The organism is Vibrio aquimaris, from assembly GCF_009363415.1.
GTDB classification, from domain to species: Bacteria; Pseudomonadota; Gammaproteobacteria; order Enterobacterales; family Vibrionaceae; genus Vibrio; species Vibrio aquimaris.
This window is the reverse complement of record NZ_CP045350.1, coordinates 186,518-208,252: the sequence shown is the minus strand read 5'-3', so window position 1 is coordinate 208,252 and position 21,735 is coordinate 186,518. Positions and strand designations below refer to the sequence as shown.

Sequence of the window (21,735 nt, the reverse complement as noted above, 5' to 3'; positions counted from 1 at the left end):
AAGGTATAGTGTTATCTCCAAAGAGGTCACTACTGTTCGAAAGGAAACACTTATGAGCCGCCCTAAAACAGCCACAATTGCAGTGCGTACAGGTATAGAGTCAGATACTCAGCATCATGCTGTCGTACCGCCTATCTATCTCTCGACAAACTTTGGTTTTCCCGCCTTTGGCGAGGTGCCAAAATATGACTACACACGTTCAGGCAACCCCAACCGTGGGCTATTAGAACAAGCTCTCTCTGAATTAGAATCTGGCGCCGGCGCCGTAGTCACCAATTGCGGCACTTCAGCGCTTAATTTATGGGTTTCCGCATTTCTTGGACCAGATGATCTTATTATTGCGCCGCATGATTGTTATGGTGGAACCTATCGACTGTTCAACACACGAGCTCAAAAAGGGGATTTCAACGTTCTTTTCGTCGATCAATCAGATACTCAAGCCCTCAATTTAGCCCTTGAACAAAAACCCAAGCTCGTCCTTTTAGAAACACCATCAAATCCCTTGGTGCGGGTCGTAGATATTGCACAGGTGTGTGAGAAAGCGCATCAAGCAGGCGCAAAGGTAGCCGTAGATAACACCTTTTTAACCCCCATATTCCAAAAGCCGTTGGAACTGGGCGCCGATTTCGTGATTCACTCCACCACAAAATATATCAATGGTCATTCCGATGTGATTGGTGGTGTCATTATTACAAAAAATGAAAAGGATAGTGAAGATTTAGCTTGGTGGGGCAATTGTATTGGCGCGACAGGTACACCTTTTGATAGCTATATGACCTTACGAGGAATCAGAACTCTTGCGGCTCGGATGAGAGTCCATGAAGACAGTGCTAACCACATTTTGGCCTATCTGAGATCGCAATCCCTGGTTGGAAAAATCTATCATCCTAGCTTACCAGAGCACCCAGGCCATGAGATTGCCAAGAAACAGCAATCAGGGTTTGGTTCTATGCTCAGCTTTGAATTTTCAGGAAGTTTTGAGCAGCTTAAGTATTTCGTTGGTGAACTACAATTATTCTCTTTGGCTGAATCTCTCGGAGGTGTCGAGAGCCTTATTTGTCACCCAGCTTCTATGACTCACAGAGCCATGGGCGAAGAAGCGCTTGAAAAAGCAGGGGTATCACAACAACTCTTGCGCTTATCGGTTGGGTTGGAAGATGCAGATGATCTCATTAACGATTTGGAGCAAGCATTTAATAAAGCCAAGGAGTTGCATCGATGAACCCGTCGCGACAATTGCATAAATTTGGCGGAAGCAGTCTCGCAAACCCTGACTGTTACCGCCGAGTAGCCAAGATACTCAAAGAGTACTCCAACCCCGATGATCTCATCGTTGTCTCAGCAGCTGGAAAGACAACCAATCGCTTGATTGAGTTCTTGGATGCTCTAAACAAAGATGGCCGTATCGCCCACGAAATCCTGCAATCCCTGAGGCAGTTCCAAACCCAGTTGGTCACAGATCTACTGCAAGGCGAGTTACAAAACGAGCTTATCTCAGCTCTAAATGATGAATTTAGCACCCTAGGAGAGCTAATAGCGCCTTTAAGCGCCGCGCAAAGAGCTTCAGTGCTTGGTCATGGAGAAACATGGTCGGCGCGCTTGCTTGCAAGCTTACTCAATCAAAATGGAATGCCCTCAGTTACTCAAGATTCTCGAGCATTTCTTCGCGCACAAGCTGGAACTCAGCCAGAGGTGTACAGAGGCGACTCCTACCCTTTGCTCAAAGAGGCACTCACCCAGCATATCAATCATCGTATTGTTATTACTGGTTTTATGGCTCAAGATGGGCAAGGCCATACTGTATTACTCGGTCGAAATGGTTCCGATTACTCCGCAACCGTCATTGGCGCTTTAGCAGAAGCTTCGAAGGTAACCATATGGAGCGATGTGGCCGGTGTCTATAGCGCAGACCCTCGTTTAGTTTCCGATGCCTGTCTACTACCTTTGCTTCGCCTTGATGAAGCCAACGAGCTCGCACGCTTAGCTGCCCCAGTGCTGCATAGTCGCACTCTCCAACCTGTCGCCCAAAGCTCGATGGATCTTCATCTTCGCTGTAGTTATGACCCGGAAGCTGGTTCAACTCGTATCGAGCGAGTACTTGCTTCTGGACGAGGAGCCAAAATTATATCTTCGTTGGATGAAGTGCTGCTCATTCAGCTTCATTTTTCGATCGGGCATGACTTTGAAAGGCTCAAACAAGAAGCATTGAGCGGTTTAAAACGCGCTCAGCTTGAGCCTCTCACCTATGAAGTCCAAGAAGACCAACAAACTCTTCGTTTAGCCTACACCTCCGAAATTGCCGGTGGCGCGTTAGAATATCTGCAAGATTCCGCTATCGAAGCAGAAATCAAACTCAAAGAAGGCTTTTCTCTAGTTGCAGCGGTTGGGGCTGGTGTGACCAAAAATGCCAATCATTGCTACGGGTTTTATCAGAAGCTAAAGTCGGCCCCTGTTGAGTTCATCGCCGAATCTCAATCAGGTTTGAGCCTAGTGGCTATATTGCGCAGCACTCAGACTTCAGGCTTAGTCAAATCTATTCATAGCCAGCTATTTCAGGCACAAAAACGCGTAGGTATCGCTCTGTGTGGAAAAGGAAATATAGGTTCAAGTTGGCTTGAGCTATTTGCCAAACAAAAAAACAAGCTTGAAAAGCGCCACGGAATAAGCTTTGAGTTAGTCGCCATAGTGGATAGCCAGAACTACTGGTTCTGTCCTAAAGGTATTGATCCAACGAGTGTGAGTGACCACTATGAAGAAGAGGCAATAGAATATCAGGGAGATGAGTGGGTTCAAAAACTCGGTTCTATTCAGGGTTATGATGAGGTCATAGTACTGGATGTCACCGCCAGTCAACAACTTGCCAATCGCTATGTGGAAATTGCCGAACAAGGCATGCACCTAATCTCAGCCAATAAAGTGGCTGGCTCAGCGTCTAGTCAATACTATCACCAAGTGCAAAGTGCATTTGCCAAGATTAATCGGCACTGGTTCTATAACGCGACTGTGGGAGCTGGACTACCCATTAACCATACCGTAAGAGACCTTTGTCAAAGCGGTGATGATATTCACGCATTATCAGGCATATTTTCCGGCACACTCTCTTGGCTATTTCAGCAGTATGATGGCAGTGTACCCTTTGCAGAACTAGTTGATCTTGCTTGGCAGCAAGGACTCACAGAACCGGACCCTCGCTGCGACCTCGATGGTTCCGATGTAATGCGAAAACTGGTCATTCTTGCTCGGGAAGCAGAGCTCGACCTTGAACCTGAATCAGTCAAAGTAGAAAGCTTAGTGCCACCAGAGCTCACCAATTTGTCACTCGACGCATTTCTCGACCAAGGGCAAATACTCAGCGAACGGATGGCTGAGCGCCTAAAGCAGGCTCAAAGTGAAGACAAAGTACTGCGCTATGTCGCTCGGCTAGAAAAGGATGGCTCAGCCACTGTCGGCATTGAGGCGCTTGATAAAAACCATGCGCTAGCCAATTTATTGCCGTGCGATAACGTTTTTGCCATAGAGAGTAAATGGTACAAAGATAACCCTCTGGTGATAAGAGGCCCAGGAGCAGGCCGAGAGGTTACCGCCGGAGCCATACAGTCTGACCTCAATTTACTGGCCAGTTTACTCTAAATTATCACGCAGCCATTGGCTGCGTTTTTATTGCGCAACGTAAAGTCCTCATGTTGAAAAGGATTAATATTAAACTTGAGAAAAATTCATGACGGCACGGTTGACTTTAAACCCTATTCATTACATGATTTAGACATATAGACGTCTAAACGTAAATTTAAAGAATTTGTATTTTTGTGGTCATGCGACACCACATGGAGAAAGTAAGATGGGATATACACACGCTGGCCACATTGATGCCCTAAATCAGAACATTGCTGAACTTGCCGACAATATCAATGTATCGTTTGAGTTTTTTCCGCCCAGCAGTGAAAAAATGGAAGAAACACTATGGAACTCAGTTCACCGGCTAAAGACCTTAAAACCCAAGTTTGTGTCCGTCACCTATGGCGCTAATTCTGGCGAGCGAGACCGAACTCATTCCATTATTAAAGAAATCAAAGCGCAAACTGGCTTAGTAGCGGCTCCTCATTTAACTTGTATCGATGCATCCAGAGAAGAGCTTATCCGTATTGCTGAAGACTACTGGGCCAACGGAATTCAAAGTATTGTGGCCCTTCGCGGTGATATTCCTCCTGGTGGTGGCAAACCTGAAATGTACGCCTCCGATCTGGTTATTTTGCTCAAGCAGCGCCATGACTTTGATATCTCAGTAGCCGCATTTCCTGAAGTTCATCCTGAAGCCAAAAGTGCGCAGGCGGATTTGCTCAACCTGAAACGCAAAGTGGAAGCCGGAGCAAACCGCGCGATCACCCAGTTTTTCTTTGATGTAGAAAGTTACCTGCGCTTTCGCGATCGTTGCGTTGCTGCGGGAATAGACGTAGAAATCGTACCTGGCATCTTACCTGTTTCCAACTTCAAACAAGCCTCACGTTTTGCGGCGCAAAACAACGTCAAGGTGCCAAGTTGGATGGCGAAGCAATTTGAAGGGCTGGATGATGACCCAACCACCAGACAACTCGTAGGCGCAAGCCAAGCCATAGATATGATTCGAGTGTTAAGCCGTGAAGGTGTGAAAGATTTTCACTTTTACACTCTCAATCGCGCAGAGATGACTTACGCTCTTTGCCATACCTTGGGCGTAAGACCTCAAAGCTAAATGAACCCAAAAGGGTTGACCATGGTCAACCCTTTTTACTTAATGCTCGTCATTATTCGACTTCATCCATCTTACCGAGTAAGTTACGGATGCGGTCTTGCCATGCTGAATGCTCTTGCTGCATTTGTTCAGCCTTTTGCTCCATTTCTTCTCGACTTGAACGCAGCTCACTGGCTTCAGTAGAAAGCTTTTCTTTTTCTTCTTTCAGCTCTTCGACTTCCATTTGTAAAAGAGCAATAGTGTCAACTGCAGTTTGTATTTTTGCTTCTAATTTTTCTAGTACTTCAAAAGACATCTTGGCCTACCTTGTATTATCCGATTTACCGTAAAGCGCTTCACTTCACCTTATGTCCTCATTCTACTCAGGCAGAGAGAGAGAAACACGCTCTATATTGTATATTTGGTATCATTCGATTAAAAAAACAGCATACCCTGACAATGCACTGACGGAGAAGGACTCAAAGCACATTTTTTATTAGTTTTGATCGGATTTTTATGAATTTAGATCTAAATAACCTATTAAAAAACATGCAGGTGTCAACATAGAGCCTTAACGCTTATTCCCTAAACGATCGTGTATCTATTGTCTAATAGTCTTACATAACCCTTGAAACAACACATTAGCCGCTAAGCTACCAGTAAAAATATTCACCAAAACCAATAATACTTGTGTCAAGTTGCGCAACGTATCACGTGAAATATCATGATTGGGCAATCTCATAAAAGCTTCAATCGCTTCGTCACTAGCAAGCAAGATATCAACCGACGCAAAGGTGCCAAGAAAAATCAGCCCTATTGCTGTGACAATAAACTGCCTCCTCTTTTTGGCCAAAGTCAGAGCCCAAAGTAACCCAGCAATTAAGCTGCTATAGGCAAAAAAAGCAAAAAATGGAAAAACCAAATAGGCATCAAGCAAATAAGCTGAGCAAAACAAGATAATAAAAAGCACAGCAGTAGAAATAAAGACTTGTCGAAAGTGAAATGTTTTCATCTAGTTACCTGATTTGATATCCCAAACGTTTATACAAACACACCATATTTGAGCTTTGACTAACCAGCTCATCCCTCTAGCGAAATAAGGGGTGCTTCCTTAAAACCGATAGTTTAGCGCATCACCAGACTTATGATTTCAAGATAGTTTAGTAAACCAATGCTTAATCGGGATTCAGTTATGTTTTTTGCCAGATCCAGCTATGCTAAAATTCGCGCAGCATCCCTTTCCTCAGCTTAATTTTCATTTGGAGCATTTATGAAGCGTGATTTAGCAATGGCATTTTCCAGAGTAACAGAAGGCGCAGCCTTGGCCGGTTATAAATGGCTAGGTCGCGGAGATAAAAATGCCGCCGACGGAGCAGCCGTTGAAGCAATGCGTATTTTATTAAATCAGACAGAAATTGATGGCCAAGTGGTGATTGGTGAGGGAGAAATCGATGATGCTCCTATGCTGTATATTGGCGAAACAGTCGGAATGGGGGGAGAGGAAGTCGACATTGCTGTTGATCCCATTGAAGGGACTCGAATGACAGCAATGGGGCAATCAAACGCTCTAGCTGTACTAGCAGCGGGAGAAAAAGGCAGCTTTCTTAAAGCACCAGATATGTATATGGAAAAATTGGTTGTAGGTCCAGGGGCCAAAGGCTGTATTGATCTCAATAAACCTCTTAAACAAAATCTGGAAAATATAGCCAAAGCCTTGAATAAAACGCTCGATACTCTCGTGGTTATTACCCTTGCCAAGCCGCGCCATGATGAAGTGATCGCACAAATACAAGCCATGGGTGTGCGAGTTTTTGCTATACCCGATGGTGATGTGGCAGCGTCAATTTTAACCTGTATGCCAGAGAGTGAGGTCGATGTCATGTATGGTATTGGAGGCGCTCCAGAGGGGGTAATTTCTGCTGCTGTCATTCGCTCGCTCGATGGCGACATGCACGGACGTTTACTGCCCCGCCATCATGTCAAAGGCGATAGCGAAGAAAATCGTATTCATGGCGCTGATGAGCTCAATCGCTGCAAAAAAATGGGTGTTGAAGCGAATCGAGTGTTAACCATGGAAGAAATGGCTAAGAGTGATAATGTTATCTTCTCTGCAACTGGCATCACAAAAGGCGATTTACTCGACGGCGTGACACGTCAAGGGCACATTGCAACCACAGAAACTCTTCTAATTAGAGGTCGCTGCCAAACAATCAGACGTATAAAGTCAACTCATTATCTAGAGCGTAAAGACCCTCAAGTTAGAGAGCTTGTGTTATAGCTTTGAGCCTATTAATCCGGATATAAAAAACGGAGACCTAAGTCTCCGTTTCTTGTTCAGCTAAGCTGTATGGACTACATCATGCCGCCCATACCACCCATACCGCCCATATCAGGCATTGCTGGCGCATCTTTTTGTGGTTGGTCTGTAACCATAGCTTCAGTTGTGATCATTAGACCTGCAACTGATGCCGCAAATTGAAGTGCAGAACGAGTCACTTTAGTTGGATCTAGGATGCCCATTTCTAGCATGTCACCGTATTCGCCAGTTGCAGCGTTGTAACCGTAGCTACCTTCACCACCTTTAACGTTGTTAGCAACTACAGACTCTTCGTCACCCGCGTTTTGTGTGATTTGACGAATTGGCGCTTCCATAGCACGCAGTGCTACGCGAATACCAACATTTTGCTCTTCATTATCACCTTGAAGATCAACAATCTTAGAAGCTACGCGGATAAGTGCAACACCACCACCAGCAACAACGCCTTCTTCAACTGCTGCGCGAGTTGCGTGAAGTGCGTCTTCAACACGGTCTTTCTTCTCTTTCATCTCTACTTCAGTTGCTGCGCCAACTTTAATAACCGCAACGCCGCCTGCTAGCTTAGCAACACGCTCTTGAAGTTTCTCTTTGTCGTAGTCAGAAGTTGCTTCTTCGACCTGCTGGCGAATTTGAGCAACACGGCCTTGAATCATAGACTCTTCGCCTAGACCATCGATAATAGTGGTGTTTTCTTTGGTGATAGCAACGCGCTTCGCTTGACCAAGGTCTTCTAGAACGACTTTCTCTAGCTCAAGACCTACTTCTTCAGAAATAACAGTACCACCTGTTAGGACAGCGATGTCTTGAAGCATAGCTTTACGACGGTCACCAAAGCCAGGTGCTTTCACAGCGGCAACTTTAACGATACCACGCATGTTGTTAACCACTAGTGTCGCTAGCGCTTCGCCTTCAACATCTTCCGCAATGATAAGCAGAGGACGAGAAGCTTTTGCTACTGCTTCAAGAGTTGGAAGCAACTCACGAATGTTAGATACTTTCTTGTCAATCAGTAGGATAAATGGATTATCAAGCTCAACAGAACCAGACTCTTGGTTGTTGATGAAGTATGGAGATAGGTAACCACGGTCAAACTGCATACCTTCTACCACATCTAGCTCATCTTGAAGTGCTTGACCTTCTTCAACAGTGATAACACCGTCTAGGCCTACACGCTCCATTGCTTCAGCAATAATCTTACCTACGCTAGAGTCAGAGTTTGCAGAGATAGTACCAACTTGCTCGATTTCTTTGCTACCTTTACAGTTAACAGAAAGCTCACCTAGCTCTTTCACTGCTGCTGCAACGGCTTTATCGATACCGCGCTTAAGATCCATTGGGTTCATACCCGCAGCAACCGCTTTAAGGCCTTCGTTAACGATAGACTGTGCAAGAACTGTCGCCGTTGTTGTGCCGTCACCCGCAGCGTCGTTTGCTTGAGAGGCGACTTCTTTAACCATTTGTGCGCCCATGTTTTGGAACTTATCTTCTAGTTCAATTTCACGCGCAACAGATACACCATCTTTAGTAATAGTTGGTGCACCAAAAGATTTGTCGAGAACAACGTTACGGCCTTTAGGACCTAGCGTTACTTTTACTGCATCTGCTAGAACATTTACACCTTCTAGCATTTTAATACGTGCGTCATTACCAAATTTAACGTCTTTAGCAGCCATCTTTAGTTTCCTTTTCTAAAATTCTTTAGTTTTACTTAATTAACAAATGAATCTGAGCAAAAAATTACTCAATGATTGCTAGCTTATTGCTCAACGATAGCCATGATGTCACTTTCAGACATCACTAGAACTTCTTTACCGTCGATTTTTTCAGTTTTCGTACCGTAGCCTTCAGCAAAAATCACTGTGTCGCCAACATTGACATCTAGAGGCATCACAGTGCCATTCTCTAGAATGCGGCCTTTACCAATAGCCAAAACTACACCGCGAGTTGACTTCTCGGCAGCAGAACCAGTCAAAACAATACCACCCGCTGATTTTGACTCAACTTCTTGGCGTTCTACGATAACTCGGTCGTGTAATGGACGAATGTTCATCGGTCGTCTCTCCTGAAATTTCCATGTTGTTGGATAATTACCTAGCGCAATAGCACAAGGCGTTAAAGTCTTGTGCTATCTATATGTGGGACGTTTTGCTGAAACCCAAGGGGGATATGAAAGATTTTTGTGATCGAGTTCAGAGAAGAACTTGGAAATACGGCTTTGGAAAGCTTAGCGCTAACTCAATGTGTTAGCGCCAGTCAGCAAGAGGGATGATTTGTGCACTACTGCATTCTTCGGTCTCGGCCGAGTCACCTTCGAGTACATCTTGAAATTTAACCATTTGAGAAACAAGCTCACGCATCAACATCACATTGGCATGATTAGGATTTTTGCAGTTATCAACAACTCTATCTATATGACTTTGCTGGGCCCAGAGTCTACCTTGCATCTCTTCAGACGCGGACATAATCATCTCTTTACACATGTTATGCTTAAATTTAGCAAAACCTTCAGGATTGTTTTCTGCAAGGTCGATTAGGTCATCAAACGAAGGAAGAGTTTGATTGATTAACGGTGAATTCATAACGCCCCCAAAACAAAGTAACAAATCTATCAATTAAAATATAGACGGTTTGCCAGAGTTGTGCGAACTACATATGTTTAACTCTAAGTTTTGAGTAAGAGAGCTTTAAGAGACGATGTTACAGCCTCTCAAACTACAAAACTGCTTGAGGGAAATGAAAAGAAATGGGAGCGCCAGGATTGACGTAATAGCTATAATGTCAGAAACCTCTATTCGAAAGTTCCCATCTTGTGTTCTTCACTCATGCACATTACAGCGGAACAACACAGTTTCACTAACGGCCCATCCCAAAAATTACAGTCTTTACAGTTAAAAATAAAATTTTCAACTCCATGCGCCAACTCTGATGTTTGATATAGTAAATATCAAACTTATGCTTCCAAATTGCATCGTCAACTGATGCGCCATATGGATATTTTACTTGTGCTAAACCAGTGACGCCTGGTTTTACAGCATGACGGAAACGATAGTATGGTATTTCTTTTTCCAAATCTTCGATAAACACTTCTCGCTCAGGTCGAGGGCCTACCATCGACATTTCACCCTTGTAAACGTTAATTAACTGAGGTAGCTCATCGATTCGTGTTTTTCGGATAAAGTTCCCAACCTTGGTCACTCGTGCATCGTTCTTGGTTGCCCACTGAGCTCCATTTTTCTCTGCATCATTTCGCATTGAACGGAATTTTATTACCTCAAACTCTTGGTTATACTGACCAGTTCTTCTTTGTTTAAAGAAAATAGGCCCCGGCGACTCAAGTTTAATCAAGACAGCAGTTATAAGGCCTACGGGGATCGCTATTATTCCAAGCATAAAAACGAACATCAGATCTATCAGTCGCTTTTCACTTACATTCCTTTTGTTCGACAGAATTGAAAAGGCTTTTTGATGTAGAAAGTATCCACTATGAAGCAGCTCTGTTTCTGTATAACCAAGTGTTCTATCAAAATAGCTTACCAAAGGCTCTACCCAAGCGCCAAGTTCTGTTGCTTCAATGAGAAAATTGCGATGCTCCTCCGACAAGCTGGCACTTTCAAAGTGACATAAAGTCTTACCTTTAAAATCTTGAATAGAATAATTGTTTATATCGTATTGAATGTCGTGTTTTGACAATACAAACTTCAACTTTTCTAAATATTTCTCTGGTGCATATATATGAATGAGGGCTTCGCTGTTTTGCGGTGCTTGTTTTAAAACCTGATCATTTGGATTGGTGTCAAATACTGCTTCAAATACTCCTGAGCCAGTAACTTGATTTTTTAATACTGAGTTTTTCATACTTTGAATATTATAAAGTCTATCTTAAAATCATATTAAACGATAAATTTAACAATAAAATATATACAATAAGTGATTAGCCGAGAATAGTGAAAACCCACAGCTATGCAACCTAAATAACAATATTGTTTTTAACTAATTTGTAATATAATGAAAAGCTATTATTACTTATAAAAATCTCTACTTCTAATGTGTTTGTATATTCCTCCCAATATTACAGTAGGTGCGATACGAACAGGAAATCTAATTAACGCATTTCTAATAGCATATCTTTTTGACATTATCTTTTCTTTACTGCAAAGCTTTAAGAAAGATAATTCATGGATTGCATATTTAATCCCTCCTCGTCTAGAAAGTTGGGCATTACCTGCCCTCATTAAAACCAAGGGTTGTTGTATATTAAAAAACTTATAGCCGGCATCAATGAGTTTTAACCAGAGGTGATAATCTTCGAAGAATAAAACATTATCATAGCCACCCACATCTAAAATAGCTGACTTTCGATACATCACAGAAGGGTGATTAATTGGGTTTCGTAAGCGTGATTCTTCTATTATTTTTGGGTGACTTTCGGGAGGTTTTCTATATGTTGTAATAATATCACAGTTACTTTCAAATTCAGAAACCCAACTTCCACAGATATCGATATCACGCCTTGTAAATTCATGTAACTGCCTTTCAAATCTATATGGAACACACAGATCATCAGTATCCATACGAGCCACAAGATCATGGCTACAAAACTTCAAACCTTCGTTTAAAGCATTACCTAAACCAACATTTTTACTTAACTTTACCCTAATAAGAGGTAGTTTGCTTTCCCAACGATCCAATGTTGAATACATCTCGTCTGTCAAAGGTCCATCTTCAACTATTACTATCTCATTAGGAGACACAGTCTGCTCCATTATACTAGAGAGACATTCTTCTAAATTCTTAGGTGTTTCGTTTATATAGAGAGACATTAAAACTGAAAACTGAAAAGAGTTTATTTCTTTCACTATAAGACCTTTGAGGGAAATATTTAAACTATCTAAATTATAAAGATTATAATCGAGAGAATTTGAACAAGTTATTCAAAAAATATAATTAGACAAATGGGAACTAGTTAATATTAATCATAAGTATATGAGAAAAGTAAAATCACCAAGACCTATTGGTTATTTTTTAAGAATACCAACAAATTTACTTTCACTGACAACTAGTAAGGATGAAACGTTATATTTTGACATTTTATTATAGGCTGTTTCTATGTTTGCATTTTCCGAGATGGTTTTAGGTAATGTTGAGGCTATATCTAAAGCGACGAGCTTGAATACTTGTTCTTCTTGCATTTCCATAGCCCTTCTGACATCCCCGTCCGTGATTAGGAAAGGCAAACTTGATGAATGATGAACAAGTACTAGACCTAATTCACCTTTTGTTATCTCACTGACGACATCCTTGAAACATGTATGAGATTCTACAAACGGTATTTTTTCAGCCAAAACCATTTCATTTTTAACTTTTGATAACAATCTTCTCCCTAAGCTACCACCTGGATGAAACCGAGCAAAATGTTCCGGTTGGAAATCTTGCTGAGACATCAAGGATACGGTCAGTGCGTCTCCCATGACAAGAGTCGCAGTTGTAGAAGATGTCGGAGCAAGTTGATGCGGGCATGCCTCTTTAGGTACAGATATATCCAGATGACAATCTCCATTTACAGCTAATGTTGATTTCGCATTACCTGTCATTGCAATAATATAGTTTTCATTATCTTTCAAAAAAGGAAGAAGCTTCAGCACTTCATCTGTTTCACCTGAATTCGATATAGCAATAAAGACATCTTCAGGCTTTACCATCCCAAGGTCACCATGAAAGGCCTCTCCGGGATGCATAAAAAAACTAGGAGTACCAGTGCTAGCAAAAGATGCTGCGATTTTTTTTCCAATAATTCCAGATTTCCCCATACCACAAATGATTGTTCGACCTTTGGTATTAATAATCGCGTTGATTGCCATTTCAAACTCAGGGCCTAAACTCTTTGCCATGTAATTCAATCCATCAATTTCGGTTTGAATTACTTTTTTTGCAATATCAAGTGAACTTGTCATTTAAAGGTTCTTTCCTTCCATTTTTTTACTAATAGATTTGAAATCTTCAATAGTATCGATTCCGTGTGGGACGACACCATCAAATATCATGACACCAATACTCATCCCATAGCTAAGGGCACGTAATTGCTCAAGCTTTTCGTAACTCTCAAGTTCATCTTCTGGATATAAACAAAACCGTTCTAGTGCTGAAGCTCGATAGGCATAAATACCAACGTGTCTTTTGGCTAATGACAAGTCCCCGTTGTCATCACGGTTCATCGGTGATGCTGAGCGAGTGAAATAAAGAGCTCTCCCATTTTGTCCCACTATCGCTTTAACCACATTAGGATTAGAAAAGTCTTCTTGAGACTCTAAGGGAACAGCCGCTGTCGTTATATGATATAAAGGGTTTGATTGAGAAAAAGATACTATTTTTCGAATTAACGTTGAGGGGATCATAGGCTCATCTCCCTGCACGTTCACAATAGTCGTATCTTCGTTCCAACCCATTATTTTAGAAACTTCATTGATGCGGTCAGTACCAGATTGATGCTCTGACGAAGTAAAAATAACTTGAATATTTTCACCTTTCAGCACATCAATAATACGCTGATCGTCGGTAGCAACAAAAATATCGTCTAGGCCGATACCAGCCTCTTTGCAACGTTGAATCACATGCCAAACAACAGGTTTGTCGAGTAAAGTTAATAAAGGCTTACCGGGTAATCTAGATGAGCCATACCGTGCGGGTATTACAACTTTGACACTCATAGTTTATTGCTCCAGCGTTGCTACATCGTCCAGACGAATTTTATTAAGCAAAGGCTTATAAATCTCTGTTAATGTTTTGTGAAGCTGTTTTGTCAGTAATAAATCTACAAATTCTCTTACCATTCCCTCCCCTCCTTTCAAGCTAGAAATCCAGTCAACATTTTTAAGAGCTAAACTGTGGGCATCGGCTGGAGCAGCAGACAACCCGACTGTTTCGAAGATAGGAATATCAAGAACATCATCACCCAAAAAAGCTATTTGCTCTGTTGTTATCTTATATTTGCGGCAAATACCAATTAAAGCAGGGAGTTTGTTTTTACAGCCTGTGATGATTTCATCAAAACCCAACTGTTGGCATCGAGTATCTAAAGCGGAACTCGCTTTACCCGAAATTACGCCTGATTTGATTCCATGTGCCCGTAATAACTCTATAGCCAAACCGTCTTTCACATTGAATGATTTAAAAAACTCACCATCTTGATGAATATAGATTGAGCCATCAGTCATGACACCATCTACATCGAGCAATACCATTTTGATATTGTCGCAAGCATGCTTATCCAACACTGTTAAACCAACTTTGATTCAATAAAAGTACGACGATGAACAATTTCATCAATCTCAAGCAACGTTTCTAATAACTCTTCCATATGCTTAAGTGGCAACATGTTTGGGCCATCACATAATGCATTATCTGGATCTGGATGAGTTTCCATAAACAAGCCATCAATACCTACAGCCACTGCAGCTCTAGCGATAGCTGGAACATGATAACGATTCCCTCCAGTTGAACCGTTCAGAGTGCCTGGCATCTGAACGCTATGCGTTGCATCCATGACCACTTTGCACCCTGTTTCTTTCATAATGGTTAAACCCGGCATATAGTTGATTAGCTGACCAAAGCCAAAACTAGTGCCCCGGTCACACAGCCATATATCATCATTACCGACTGCACGACACTTTTCTACGACCGGAGCCATATCGGATGGATGCATCCATTGGCCTTTCTTAATATTTACTGGTTTACCCATTGAAGCAACTCGCTGAATAAACCCCGTTTGACGGACAAGAAAAGCAGGTGTTTGTAAAACATCCACTACAGAAGCCACTTCATCTAAAGGAGTATCATCATGCACATCAGTTATTACTTTTACACCTAACTGTTCTTTTGCCTTTTGAAGAATTTTCAATCCATCTTCAAGACCTGGCCCAGTAAAAGCAGACGCTGATGAACGATTTGCCTTCGTAAACGAAGACTTGGCAATGTATTCAATACCAAACTTAGTTGTTATTTCCTGTAATTGTGCAAAAGTATCTAGAACTAGACCCTCAGATTCAATAACACATGGACCTGCAATTAAAAACATAATAAACCTCTTAATGTAAAATTACTTATCACGCTAACGACTTGAACTTAAAAAAGTAACAATGTAAAACCATTAAAATTCCTAATAGATAGGTTCCACTCATAACAAATGAATAATAATTGACGAAAGTAATAAATTCGAATGAATAGAAATATGACAAAAATAAAAAAGCAATCAAAGCCATTAATTTTAAAAAGTTAAAAACCAAGTCACTTCTTTGATTGCCACTACATAGGAAAACATGCCCCAAAGGCGAGTAGATCATCATCAATATTGATAAATACAGTATACTATCATATATTTTAATAACATCATGCCATTCATAAGAAAAATAGCTTAAAAAGACAATCTCATAAAAGTTAATCACCAAAAAGTAAAACAAAATACAAATAGCAGCAATAATAGATGAAACATAAATAAACACATTATTTGTTTTGTTTTTATTGTCACGGTTAGCCAGCAACTCACGCCTAAATATATTACCTAACGATTGACCAATTATACCAACAGGAAATATGATTGTTTTATATGCTAGAAAAAAAATCCCTGCCTTAGACTCATTGAATAGAAATGGCATTATTACTGGAATAATATTAACACAAGACACATTGAATACGCTTGCTGGAAAAGTGTTTAAAACATAATCTTTACCATCGCCAAGCAACCTTGAGAAGCTTATATTGTAATGTTTATTATTATCTTTCAAAGAAATATAAAACAATAATATGAATATCACTAACGTAGTTATAAAGTGGTAAAATATAATTCCTAAACTTTCATCTTTAGGTATAAAAAAAACAAGTGACACAAAAATAAGATTTAATAAAACTTTTGATATGGATATGTAAAAAAATCGCCTATTTACGCTAAAATATAGTATTGAACTATTGTAGAGAAGCAAAGAAAAACCATAATATAGTGGTAATGTATATCGAGCTAGTTCAAAAACAAACAAGAAAACCATGCAAAAAATACAAGATAAAAGAGACAGTTTTATTACACAAAATAAATATGCCTTTGCTTTATCTGAATCATCATTCATCACTAACAACTCTAATCTGAGAACTAATAGCGTAGCAATAATTATTCCAATACTTACATCCTGAGAATAAATACCAAAATTTTCAGTTCCCCAAATCTTTGCTATTTGAGGTAACGAAAAAAATAATATAAGTTGAGAAATTAACGTACCAAATGATGATATTAAAAAATTTTTTAACATTAAATTTTACCATTATGAGATGCGATCTTATGTAGTTTATCAAAAACAGATTCATCAACTTTATTAGCCCCATAGTAGTCAATATCAACTAAATATCCATGTATGAAATCCCTTATATCTTTTGCATTAACCATTTTAGAGTATATAGCTCGACCATAAACAGTGAGAGGTTTATTGTATATCAGAGCCTCTAAGCCAACCGTAGAATTTATTGTATAAACCTTAGACGCATTTTTTATAAGCTCTGTTGTATTATTCTTGCAAAGGGTGATTTTTCCTTGTTTCTCTAGATAAAGATATTTTAGAATTATATCTTTATTTTGCTCAGCAGGATGTATTTTCACATAGATTTCAGAATCTCTTGACTCATTACACATCATTTCAATAGCTTGAAAATTATCCACATCACTATTAATAAGAATTTGCGTATCTGTAGAAACCTGCGTAGGAAAGAACGAATACTTTATATCTAAATTACATATAGAACCCAGAGAAATATTTTTCTTACTTCCTATTATTTTATTAAAAAATAATTTTGACTTCTGTATTAGGCCACCATCTTCTTCTTTAATCCCTCTATTAAAATAATAGAGTAGAGCATCAACAATAGCAAAAATAGCATACTTATACTTTATTTTTGATTGAGGTATAGGATAAGATTTATATTCCTCATATAAATTAATCCAGTCCTCATGCTGTTGCTCTGATAGCACTGACTTGAAATCATTCAAAATGTCAATATTATTAAAAAGTAATGATTGAGCATTGACACCCTTAGGATCAAATATCATTTTTCCTGGTAGATTGCTAATTTCACATGACAAGGTTTTAATATTATTATCACGAAAAAAATCATAAAAAGCTCGAGCCGCAGTTTGACAACCATTAAAGACAACGGCTATATCCTCAGATGTGTATTGAGCATTTTTTAATAGATAATATCTAATTTTTTTATACATGCTAATTGAAAGTTTATTGCTAGCACGTCCAATCAAGACATGAATATCATTATTACAATCAATATTTGCACTTTCATCTTCTGTTTCACTTTCAATAATAAATATATTACTTACTTTAAGGTAGTACTTGAAGTAAAAATAAATTGATGGTTTTAAAGTATAAAAAACAAACTCATCATCTTTCAAACTTAAAAACATTCTATAGAATACATTAGAACGTTCAATATTATCTAGTAACACATGATACTTCATTTAAATAACCTATTGATTTCTTTTTAATTAAGAAGAAAAAAGACATTAAGAATACAAGATGATAATATCCTGAAAATATAGCAATCTTAGATGTAAAAACAAATGATATAAATAAAATCAAATATCCAATCTTATTACTAAAGAATGTAAAACAAGTCAAGAAGGGCAAGAGAATAAAGAATATCCCAAAAACACCAAAATGATATAATATATTAATTGCAAGTCCCACATCTCTAACTAAACAGTGGCAGTCATCAACAAATAGACCACTTCCTAATAATAATCTCTTAGTGTCAACATCGCTTAGAAACTGTAGAGGATACAACCTTTTTATTAAACTAGCATCTTGACTTACTCCGCTATAAAATCTTTTATCAACATAAGAGTCAACATACTCATAAAAAACAAAAGAACAGAGTAATAAAATAAGAAACAAAATTAATATCTTACTTAAATTTCTTTGGCTTATTATAGAATACAAGAGATATGAGCCACCGATAATTATACCTTGAATAGATAATGTCAAAATCAAAGTTAAACTAAATGCTATTGAAATTTTATTATCAAAACCTTTAAAATAACCATAAACAAATAATAAAGGAAACGAATAATTAACAAACGTACCTGGTTCTGCAAAGTGAATACTGGGTCTAAAAAATTCTCGACTTAGCGATCTTTGCTCCACAGACAAGAACATTTTTGTAATATTTAAACCTTCTCCGTAAAAGATATAATGAATATATTCTAATAAAAATACCAATATCATTAATATCAATAGTATTTTTATAACTAAAAGAAGAGAAGTTAAAAAATATTCGCCCCTAGCGAGCAAGAAAAAGAATGAGGCAGCAAATAAATATACTATATAACTCCTGAACTTTGGATAATACTCATATCCACCCCAAACTACATCACCACCTTTTAATACAACAGTCACATATAATATAAAAGATATTATAATATATGAAACAACAACACTATATTCAATTAGTGTATTTCTTTTGCGTACAGTTAGTGCTATAAAAAATATTATACTGATAGAGGCTAATTTATAGCCGCCGTATTCAATAAATAATAGGCTGATTGTAAATAAAAAAAGAGTTACTATTAATAGCATTCGTTCCATTTTAGGAAAGCACCTATCTATCATCTTAATAAAACTTACTAATTACTAGAAAATCATGAGAAACTAATTGTATCAACTAAACTATTGTTTTCTAAATAAGGGTTTTATTGATTACTTAATTGAGATATTGAAATAAAATTAACCCTACTAAAATACAACCATAAACTATAAATTTAAAAACTATCACATGAATTATATTTTTGTTAGGTTAATTTAGCATATCTATCAATATACTACTCCTCCTTTCACCCTCGGGCTCTAGGAATATTTCTTTCATATTTTTACATTTACCGCCAGAAACTACCATTTCTTCACTAAATTGGATTGATTCATCGATTACCAAGCAAGCTCTCGCTTTTAAATCGCCTACTATAGTATCTGGAACCACCTGAGGTCGACCAGAAAATTGAACATATCCGCAGACACCAAACGTATTCGCTACTTTTGAAGCAAGAAAAGAAGAAGGGTCTATATAAACAAAAATGTATCCCGGAAAGAGTGGCTCTCGGATAACTTGCTTTTTACCACGGCGCATTTTAACCACATTAATAAGCGGATAATATGAGGCGATTGATTGATTAGCAAGATTGAGACTAGCGCGTCGCTCTTGTTTGTTTTTACATCTAACTAAAAACCATTGATTGTTTTGATTATCGTTCTGAATATTCTTCATCATAATAAGGATCATCTATAATATTTAATATATTTACAACTATCCGTGAAAAAGATATCGCACAATAAAAAAGCACGCTACCGCCCTTGGGTTACAGCCCCCAAAGGCTTATATCCTTGCTAATTTTTACTCATTGCATATTTAATAAAATCTTATAGCTCTATGTTACGGCTAACTTAATATCAATCTATTATCTTAAATAAATAACAGGATATTACGCTTCTTCACTCTTATACTCATAGCTGTAATAACCATAATCAGAAGAGGCCTTCTTCTCAACAGCATTAAAAATAACGCCTTTAACATTGATTCCTGCATGCTCGAAGCGACTTCTGGCTGCATCAATTTCTTTAGCTGAATTCATGCCAAAGCGTGTCACCATAAGAGTCGTACCTGCATGCCTACCCACAATACTTGGATCGGTAACCGCAAGAACAGGGGGAGTATCAATAATTACTAAGTCGTATTTATCAGATGCCCACTCAACTAATTCTGTAAACCTTTGATGCATCAATAGTTCAGAAGGGTTTGGAGGAATCTGGCCTCGGGCAATAATATGTAGATTGTCAACATCTGTTTTTTTAAGTACATCTGTACATTTAGTTGTACCACTTAAATAGTCAGACAAACCATTTTCAGCAGTTTTCCCAAACGGCTGTTGTAAGTAGCCTTTACGCATATCGGCATCGACTAACAATACCTTTTGTCCGGTTTTGGCCACCACAGTAGCAAAGTTAACCGATACAAAGGTCTTGCCGACATTGGGTGCAGGGCCAGAAATCATTAAGACATTGTTTTTTGCTTCAAGCATTGCAAAATGTAAACTGGTACGTAGCCCTCGCAACGCTTCTATCGACAAATCAAGAGGATTACTCTCAGCCAAGAGCATTCTTTGTTGCGTATTCTTACTTTTGAACCTTCGACTATGCTTAGCCATAAACTCAAGCTGCAATACCGATGTAGGTACACTGGCATATACAGGAAGCCCTAAATCTTCAATTTCTTGGGGGCTTTCAATCCCCTTATGAAAAGCTGCTTTGAGTAATACATAAGCTACGCTTAACATTCCACCCAGTAATGTAGCAATGACGACAATAAGAGGTTTTTTAGGCTTAACTGCCCGCTCGAATACTTGAGCACCATCTAATATCCGAACATTACCTACGGTACCAGCTTTGATTATATTAAGCTCTTGGACCTTATTTAATAGCTGGATATAAATCTGTTGGTTAACTTCAACATCACGAGTCATGCGAAGGATTTCACGTTGCGTTTTTGGCAGCTTTTGTACTTGAGTATTTAAACGTTGTTTCTCTTCAAGTAGAACTTGGCGTTTATCCAACAGAGATTTGTACGCAGGGTGATCGATAGTAAAACGCTGGCTAATTTCACTTTCTTTAAACGTCAGTTCATTCAATTGAGCTTCAAGTCTTACCATTACTTCCAATGTTGATTTCGCTTCCAAGCTTAAATCTATAGAGTCATTATCTTGGCGATAAGTATTTAGCTGATTTTCTGCGCTATTTAGCTCTGTTTTTACAGATGGTAAGTGCTCTTTTAAAAAGGCTAAACTTTTCTCAGCCTCTGCTGAGTTTCGTTTTACATTTTGCAAAAAGTAGTTTTGGCTGATGTCGTTCAATATAGCTTGTATTTTAGCTCTATCTTCGCCAACAAAAGACAGCTCGATGATACCAGTTTGCTTTCCTCGCTCACTTATTGATAAGTTGTCCTTCAACCACTGAATAGCTTCTAACGAACTACGTTTAGCAATATTAAAAGCGGTATTATTAGTAGCATCTAAGTGAGATACAAACAGTTTATATTCACCTGCTTTTGCCAGCTGACCCACGCGACCGGAGAGAATAACAAGACCATCATCAGTGAGCAGCTGATAAGACCGCTGCTCAGCATCAGTTACCTTAATTTTATAAGCAAACGCTTGATCTTCTTTTGGTAATTCAAACTGTGTCACTTCAATTCTCGGCTGCTGTCCAAGGAGGCGAGCAATTCCTTTACCGACAATAGGAAAATACTCAGGCACAGCAATCGTCATCAAATTGAATTTATTCACTGTATCGCTGAGTATCATACGAGATTTAATGATCTCAATCTCAGTGGTTGCTGACGACTCTTGCGCGAAGAGATCGCCCATATCACCAACCATAGCCGAAATACCGCCTGAGCTTTTCTGCTCAATTTGAATCAGTGCGTCTGCTTTATAAATAGGTGTTGATAATAGGGAAAAAGCTATTCCAGCAATGGCAAAAATTACCGTGGTAAAAAGAATTATCCACTTGCCATCCATAAAAAGGGCAAATAGCTTTCCTAAGTCAATTTCATCAGAAGCAGCACCTACGTGCTGCTTGATCTGTAGTGTGGTCATTATCTATAAAATCCTAAACACCCA

At 39.0% G+C, this 21,735-nt stretch carries 20 protein-coding genes; 4 read left to right on the top strand and 16 right to left on the bottom strand.

Features of this window, described 5'->3' with window-relative positions; genetic code table 11:
• Positions 1-52 precede the first annotated feature (52 nt).
• The 3 genes from FIV01_RS00965 to metF all read left to right on the top strand — a co-directional run bounded on the left by FIV01_RS00965 (position 53) and on the right by metF (position 4,729).
• Positions 53-1,222 carry an O-succinylhomoserine (thiol)-lyase gene (locus FIV01_RS00965; RefSeq protein ID WP_152429344.1) on the top strand — a complete coding sequence of 390 codons (1,170 nt, stop codon included), beginning with the start codon at positions 53-55 and terminating at the stop codon, positions 1,220-1,222.
• Entirely contained in the window at positions 1,219-3,630 is a 2,412-nt protein-coding gene (locus FIV01_RS00960) for a bifunctional aspartate kinase/homoserine dehydrogenase II (protein WP_152429343.1), read from the top strand. Before FIV01_RS00965 ends, FIV01_RS00960 begins: the two co-directional genes overlap by 4 nt.
• Before the next feature lie 208 nt (positions 3,631-3,838).
• Positions 3,839-4,729 carry a methylenetetrahydrofolate reductase gene (metF, locus tag FIV01_RS00955; RefSeq protein ID WP_152429342.1) on the top strand — a complete coding sequence of 297 codons (891 nt, stop codon included), beginning with the start codon at positions 3,839-3,841 and terminating at the stop codon, positions 4,727-4,729.
• A 52-nt stretch (positions 4,730-4,781) separates the two neighbouring features.
• Here the strand turns inward: metF and zapB are convergent, their stop codons facing one another.
• Positions 4,782-5,024 (bottom strand): cell division protein ZapB, encoded by a 243-nt coding sequence (gene zapB / locus FIV01_RS00950; RefSeq protein ID WP_114785964.1) that lies wholly within the window; start codon positions 5,022-5,024, stop codon positions 4,782-4,784.
• Between the two features lie 285 nt (positions 5,025-5,309).
• A complete protein-coding gene (locus tag FIV01_RS00945) occupies positions 5,310-5,720 on the bottom strand; it encodes a hypothetical protein (protein WP_152429341.1) in 411 nt (136 codons plus the stop codon).
• A gap of 258 nt (positions 5,721-5,978) precedes the next feature.
• Here FIV01_RS00945 and glpX point away from each other — a divergent pair, with 258 nt between their 5' ends.
• Positions 5,979-6,986: a class II fructose-bisphosphatase gene (glpX, locus tag FIV01_RS00940; RefSeq protein ID WP_152429340.1), complete on the top strand. Its 1,008-nt coding sequence runs from the start codon at positions 5,979-5,981 to the stop codon at positions 6,984-6,986.
• A 74-nt stretch (positions 6,987-7,060) separates the two neighbouring features.
• On the opposite strand, the gene groL is transcribed toward glpX, so the two are convergent.
• The 14 genes from groL to FIV01_RS00870 form a co-directional block, all read right to left on the bottom strand.
• The gene (groL, locus tag FIV01_RS00935) at positions 7,061-8,698 is read right to left on the bottom strand and encodes a chaperonin GroEL (RefSeq protein WP_152429339.1); all 1,638 of its coding nucleotides are present in this window, start codon (positions 8,696-8,698) and stop codon (positions 7,061-7,063) included.
• Positions 8,699-8,781: 83 nt separating this feature from the next.
• Positions 8,782-9,075, bottom strand: coding sequence for a co-chaperone GroES (locus tag FIV01_RS00930; RefSeq protein WP_114785960.1), 294 nt, complete (start codon positions 9,073-9,075; stop codon positions 8,782-8,784).
• A 193-nt stretch (positions 9,076-9,268) separates the two neighbouring features.
• Complete coding sequence (locus FIV01_RS00925; RefSeq protein WP_152429338.1) at positions 9,269-9,604, bottom strand: DUF3135 domain-containing protein; 336 nt, start codon at positions 9,602-9,604, stop codon at positions 9,269-9,271.
• Positions 9,605-9,878: 274 nt separating this feature from the next.
• A complete protein-coding gene (locus tag FIV01_RS00920) occupies positions 9,879-10,880 on the bottom strand; it encodes a sugar transferase (RefSeq protein WP_152429337.1) in 1,002 nt (333 codons plus the stop codon).
• Between the two features lie 164 nt (positions 10,881-11,044).
• A complete protein-coding gene (locus FIV01_RS00915) occupies positions 11,045-11,881 on the bottom strand; it encodes a glycosyltransferase (RefSeq protein WP_152429336.1) in 837 nt (278 codons plus the stop codon).
• Between the two features lie 159 nt (positions 11,882-12,040).
• Positions 12,041-12,976: a KpsF/GutQ family sugar-phosphate isomerase gene (locus tag FIV01_RS00910; protein ID WP_152429335.1), complete on the bottom strand. Its 936-nt coding sequence runs from the start codon at positions 12,974-12,976 to the stop codon at positions 12,041-12,043.
• On the bottom strand, positions 12,977-13,729 hold the full coding sequence (gene kdsB, locus FIV01_RS00905; RefSeq protein WP_152429334.1) for a 3-deoxy-manno-octulosonate cytidylyltransferase: 753 nt from the start codon (positions 13,727-13,729) through the stop codon (positions 12,977-12,979).
• A 3-nt stretch (positions 13,730-13,732) separates the two neighbouring features.
• On the bottom strand, positions 13,733-14,296 hold the full coding sequence (locus FIV01_RS00900; RefSeq protein WP_152429333.1) for a KdsC family phosphatase: 564 nt from the start codon (positions 14,294-14,296) through the stop codon (positions 13,733-13,735).
• A 2-nt stretch (positions 14,297-14,298) separates the two neighbouring features.
• On the bottom strand, positions 14,299-15,096 hold the full coding sequence (kdsA, locus tag FIV01_RS00895; RefSeq protein WP_152429332.1) for a 3-deoxy-8-phosphooctulonate synthase: 798 nt from the start codon (positions 15,094-15,096) through the stop codon (positions 14,299-14,301).
• A gap of 28 nt (positions 15,097-15,124) precedes the next feature.
• Positions 15,125-16,318, bottom strand: coding sequence for a polysaccharide biosynthesis protein (locus FIV01_RS00890; RefSeq protein WP_152429331.1), 1,194 nt, complete (start codon positions 16,316-16,318; stop codon positions 15,125-15,127).
• Positions 16,318-17,529 (bottom strand): capsular polysaccharide export protein, LipB/KpsS family, encoded by a 1,212-nt coding sequence (locus FIV01_RS00885; RefSeq protein WP_152429330.1) that lies wholly within the window; start codon positions 17,527-17,529, stop codon positions 16,318-16,320. Before FIV01_RS00885 ends, FIV01_RS00890 begins: the two co-directional genes overlap by 1 nt.
• Positions 17,504-18,655 (bottom strand): hypothetical protein, encoded by a 1,152-nt coding sequence (locus FIV01_RS00880; RefSeq protein ID WP_152429329.1) that lies wholly within the window; start codon positions 18,653-18,655, stop codon positions 17,504-17,506. Before FIV01_RS00880 ends, FIV01_RS00885 begins: the two co-directional genes overlap by 26 nt.
• Positions 18,656-18,863: 208 nt before the next feature.
• The gene (rfaH, locus tag FIV01_RS00875) at positions 18,864-19,331 is read right to left on the bottom strand and encodes a transcription/translation regulatory transformer protein RfaH (protein WP_172971800.1); all 468 of its coding nucleotides are present in this window, start codon (positions 19,329-19,331) and stop codon (positions 18,864-18,866) included.
• A gap of 211 nt (positions 19,332-19,542) precedes the next feature.
• Entirely contained in the window at positions 19,543-21,711 is a 2,169-nt protein-coding gene (locus tag FIV01_RS00870; RefSeq protein ID WP_152429327.1) for a polysaccharide biosynthesis tyrosine autokinase, read from the bottom strand.
• Between the last annotated feature and the right edge of the window lie 24 nt (positions 21,712-21,735).

Coding starts and splice junctions, on each gene's coding strand:
- groL (WP_152429339.1), bottom strand. CDS start 8,698: ATGGCTGCTAAAGACGTTAAATTTGGTAATGACGCACGTATTAAAATG.
- FIV01_RS00925 (WP_152429338.1), bottom strand. CDS start 9,604: ATGAATTCACCGTTAATCAATCAAACTCTTCCTTCGTTTGATGACCTA.
- kdsA (WP_152429332.1), bottom strand. CDS start 15,096: ATGTTTTTAATTGCAGGTCCATGTGTTATTGAATCTGAGGGTCTAGTT.
- FIV01_RS00930 (WP_114785960.1), bottom strand. CDS start 9,075: ATGAACATTCGTCCATTACACGACCGAGTTATCGTAGAACGCCAAGAA.
- FIV01_RS00920 (WP_152429337.1), bottom strand. CDS start 10,880: ATGAAAAACTCAGTATTAAAAAATCAAGTTACTGGCTCAGGAGTATTT.
- kdsB (WP_152429334.1), bottom strand. CDS start 13,729: ATGAGTGTCAAAGTTGTAATACCCGCACGGTATGGCTCATCTAGATTA.
- FIV01_RS00945 (WP_152429341.1), bottom strand. CDS start 5,720: ATGAAAACATTTCACTTTCGACAAGTCTTTATTTCTACTGCTGTGCTT.
- FIV01_RS00870 (WP_152429327.1), bottom strand. CDS start 21,711: ATGACCACACTACAGATCAAGCAGCACGTAGGTGCTGCTTCTGATGAA.
- glpX (WP_152429340.1), top strand. CDS start 5,979: ATGAAGCGTGATTTAGCAATGGCATTTTCCAGAGTAACAGAAGGCGCA.
- FIV01_RS00910 (WP_152429335.1), bottom strand. CDS start 12,976: ATGACAAGTTCACTTGATATTGCAAAAAAAGTAATTCAAACCGAAATT.
- FIV01_RS00885 (WP_152429330.1), bottom strand. CDS start 17,529: ATGAAGTATCATGTGTTACTAGATAATATTGAACGTTCTAATGTATTC.
- FIV01_RS00965 (WP_152429344.1), top strand. CDS start 53: ATGAGCCGCCCTAAAACAGCCACAATTGCAGTGCGTACAGGTATAGAG.
- metF (WP_152429342.1), top strand. CDS start 3,839: ATGGGATATACACACGCTGGCCACATTGATGCCCTAAATCAGAACATT.
- rfaH (WP_172971800.1), bottom strand. CDS start 19,331: ATGATGAAGAATATTCAGAACGATAATCAAAACAATCAATGGTTTTTA.
- FIV01_RS00890 (WP_152429331.1), bottom strand. CDS start 16,318: ATGTTAAAAAATTTTTTAATATCATCATTTGGTACGTTAATTTCTCAA.
- FIV01_RS00960 (WP_152429343.1), top strand. CDS start 1,219: ATGAACCCGTCGCGACAATTGCATAAATTTGGCGGAAGCAGTCTCGCA.
- zapB (WP_114785964.1), bottom strand. CDS start 5,024: ATGTCTTTTGAAGTACTAGAAAAATTAGAAGCAAAAATACAAACTGCA.
- FIV01_RS00880 (WP_152429329.1), bottom strand. CDS start 18,655: ATGGAACGAATGCTATTAATAGTAACTCTTTTTTTATTTACAATCAGC.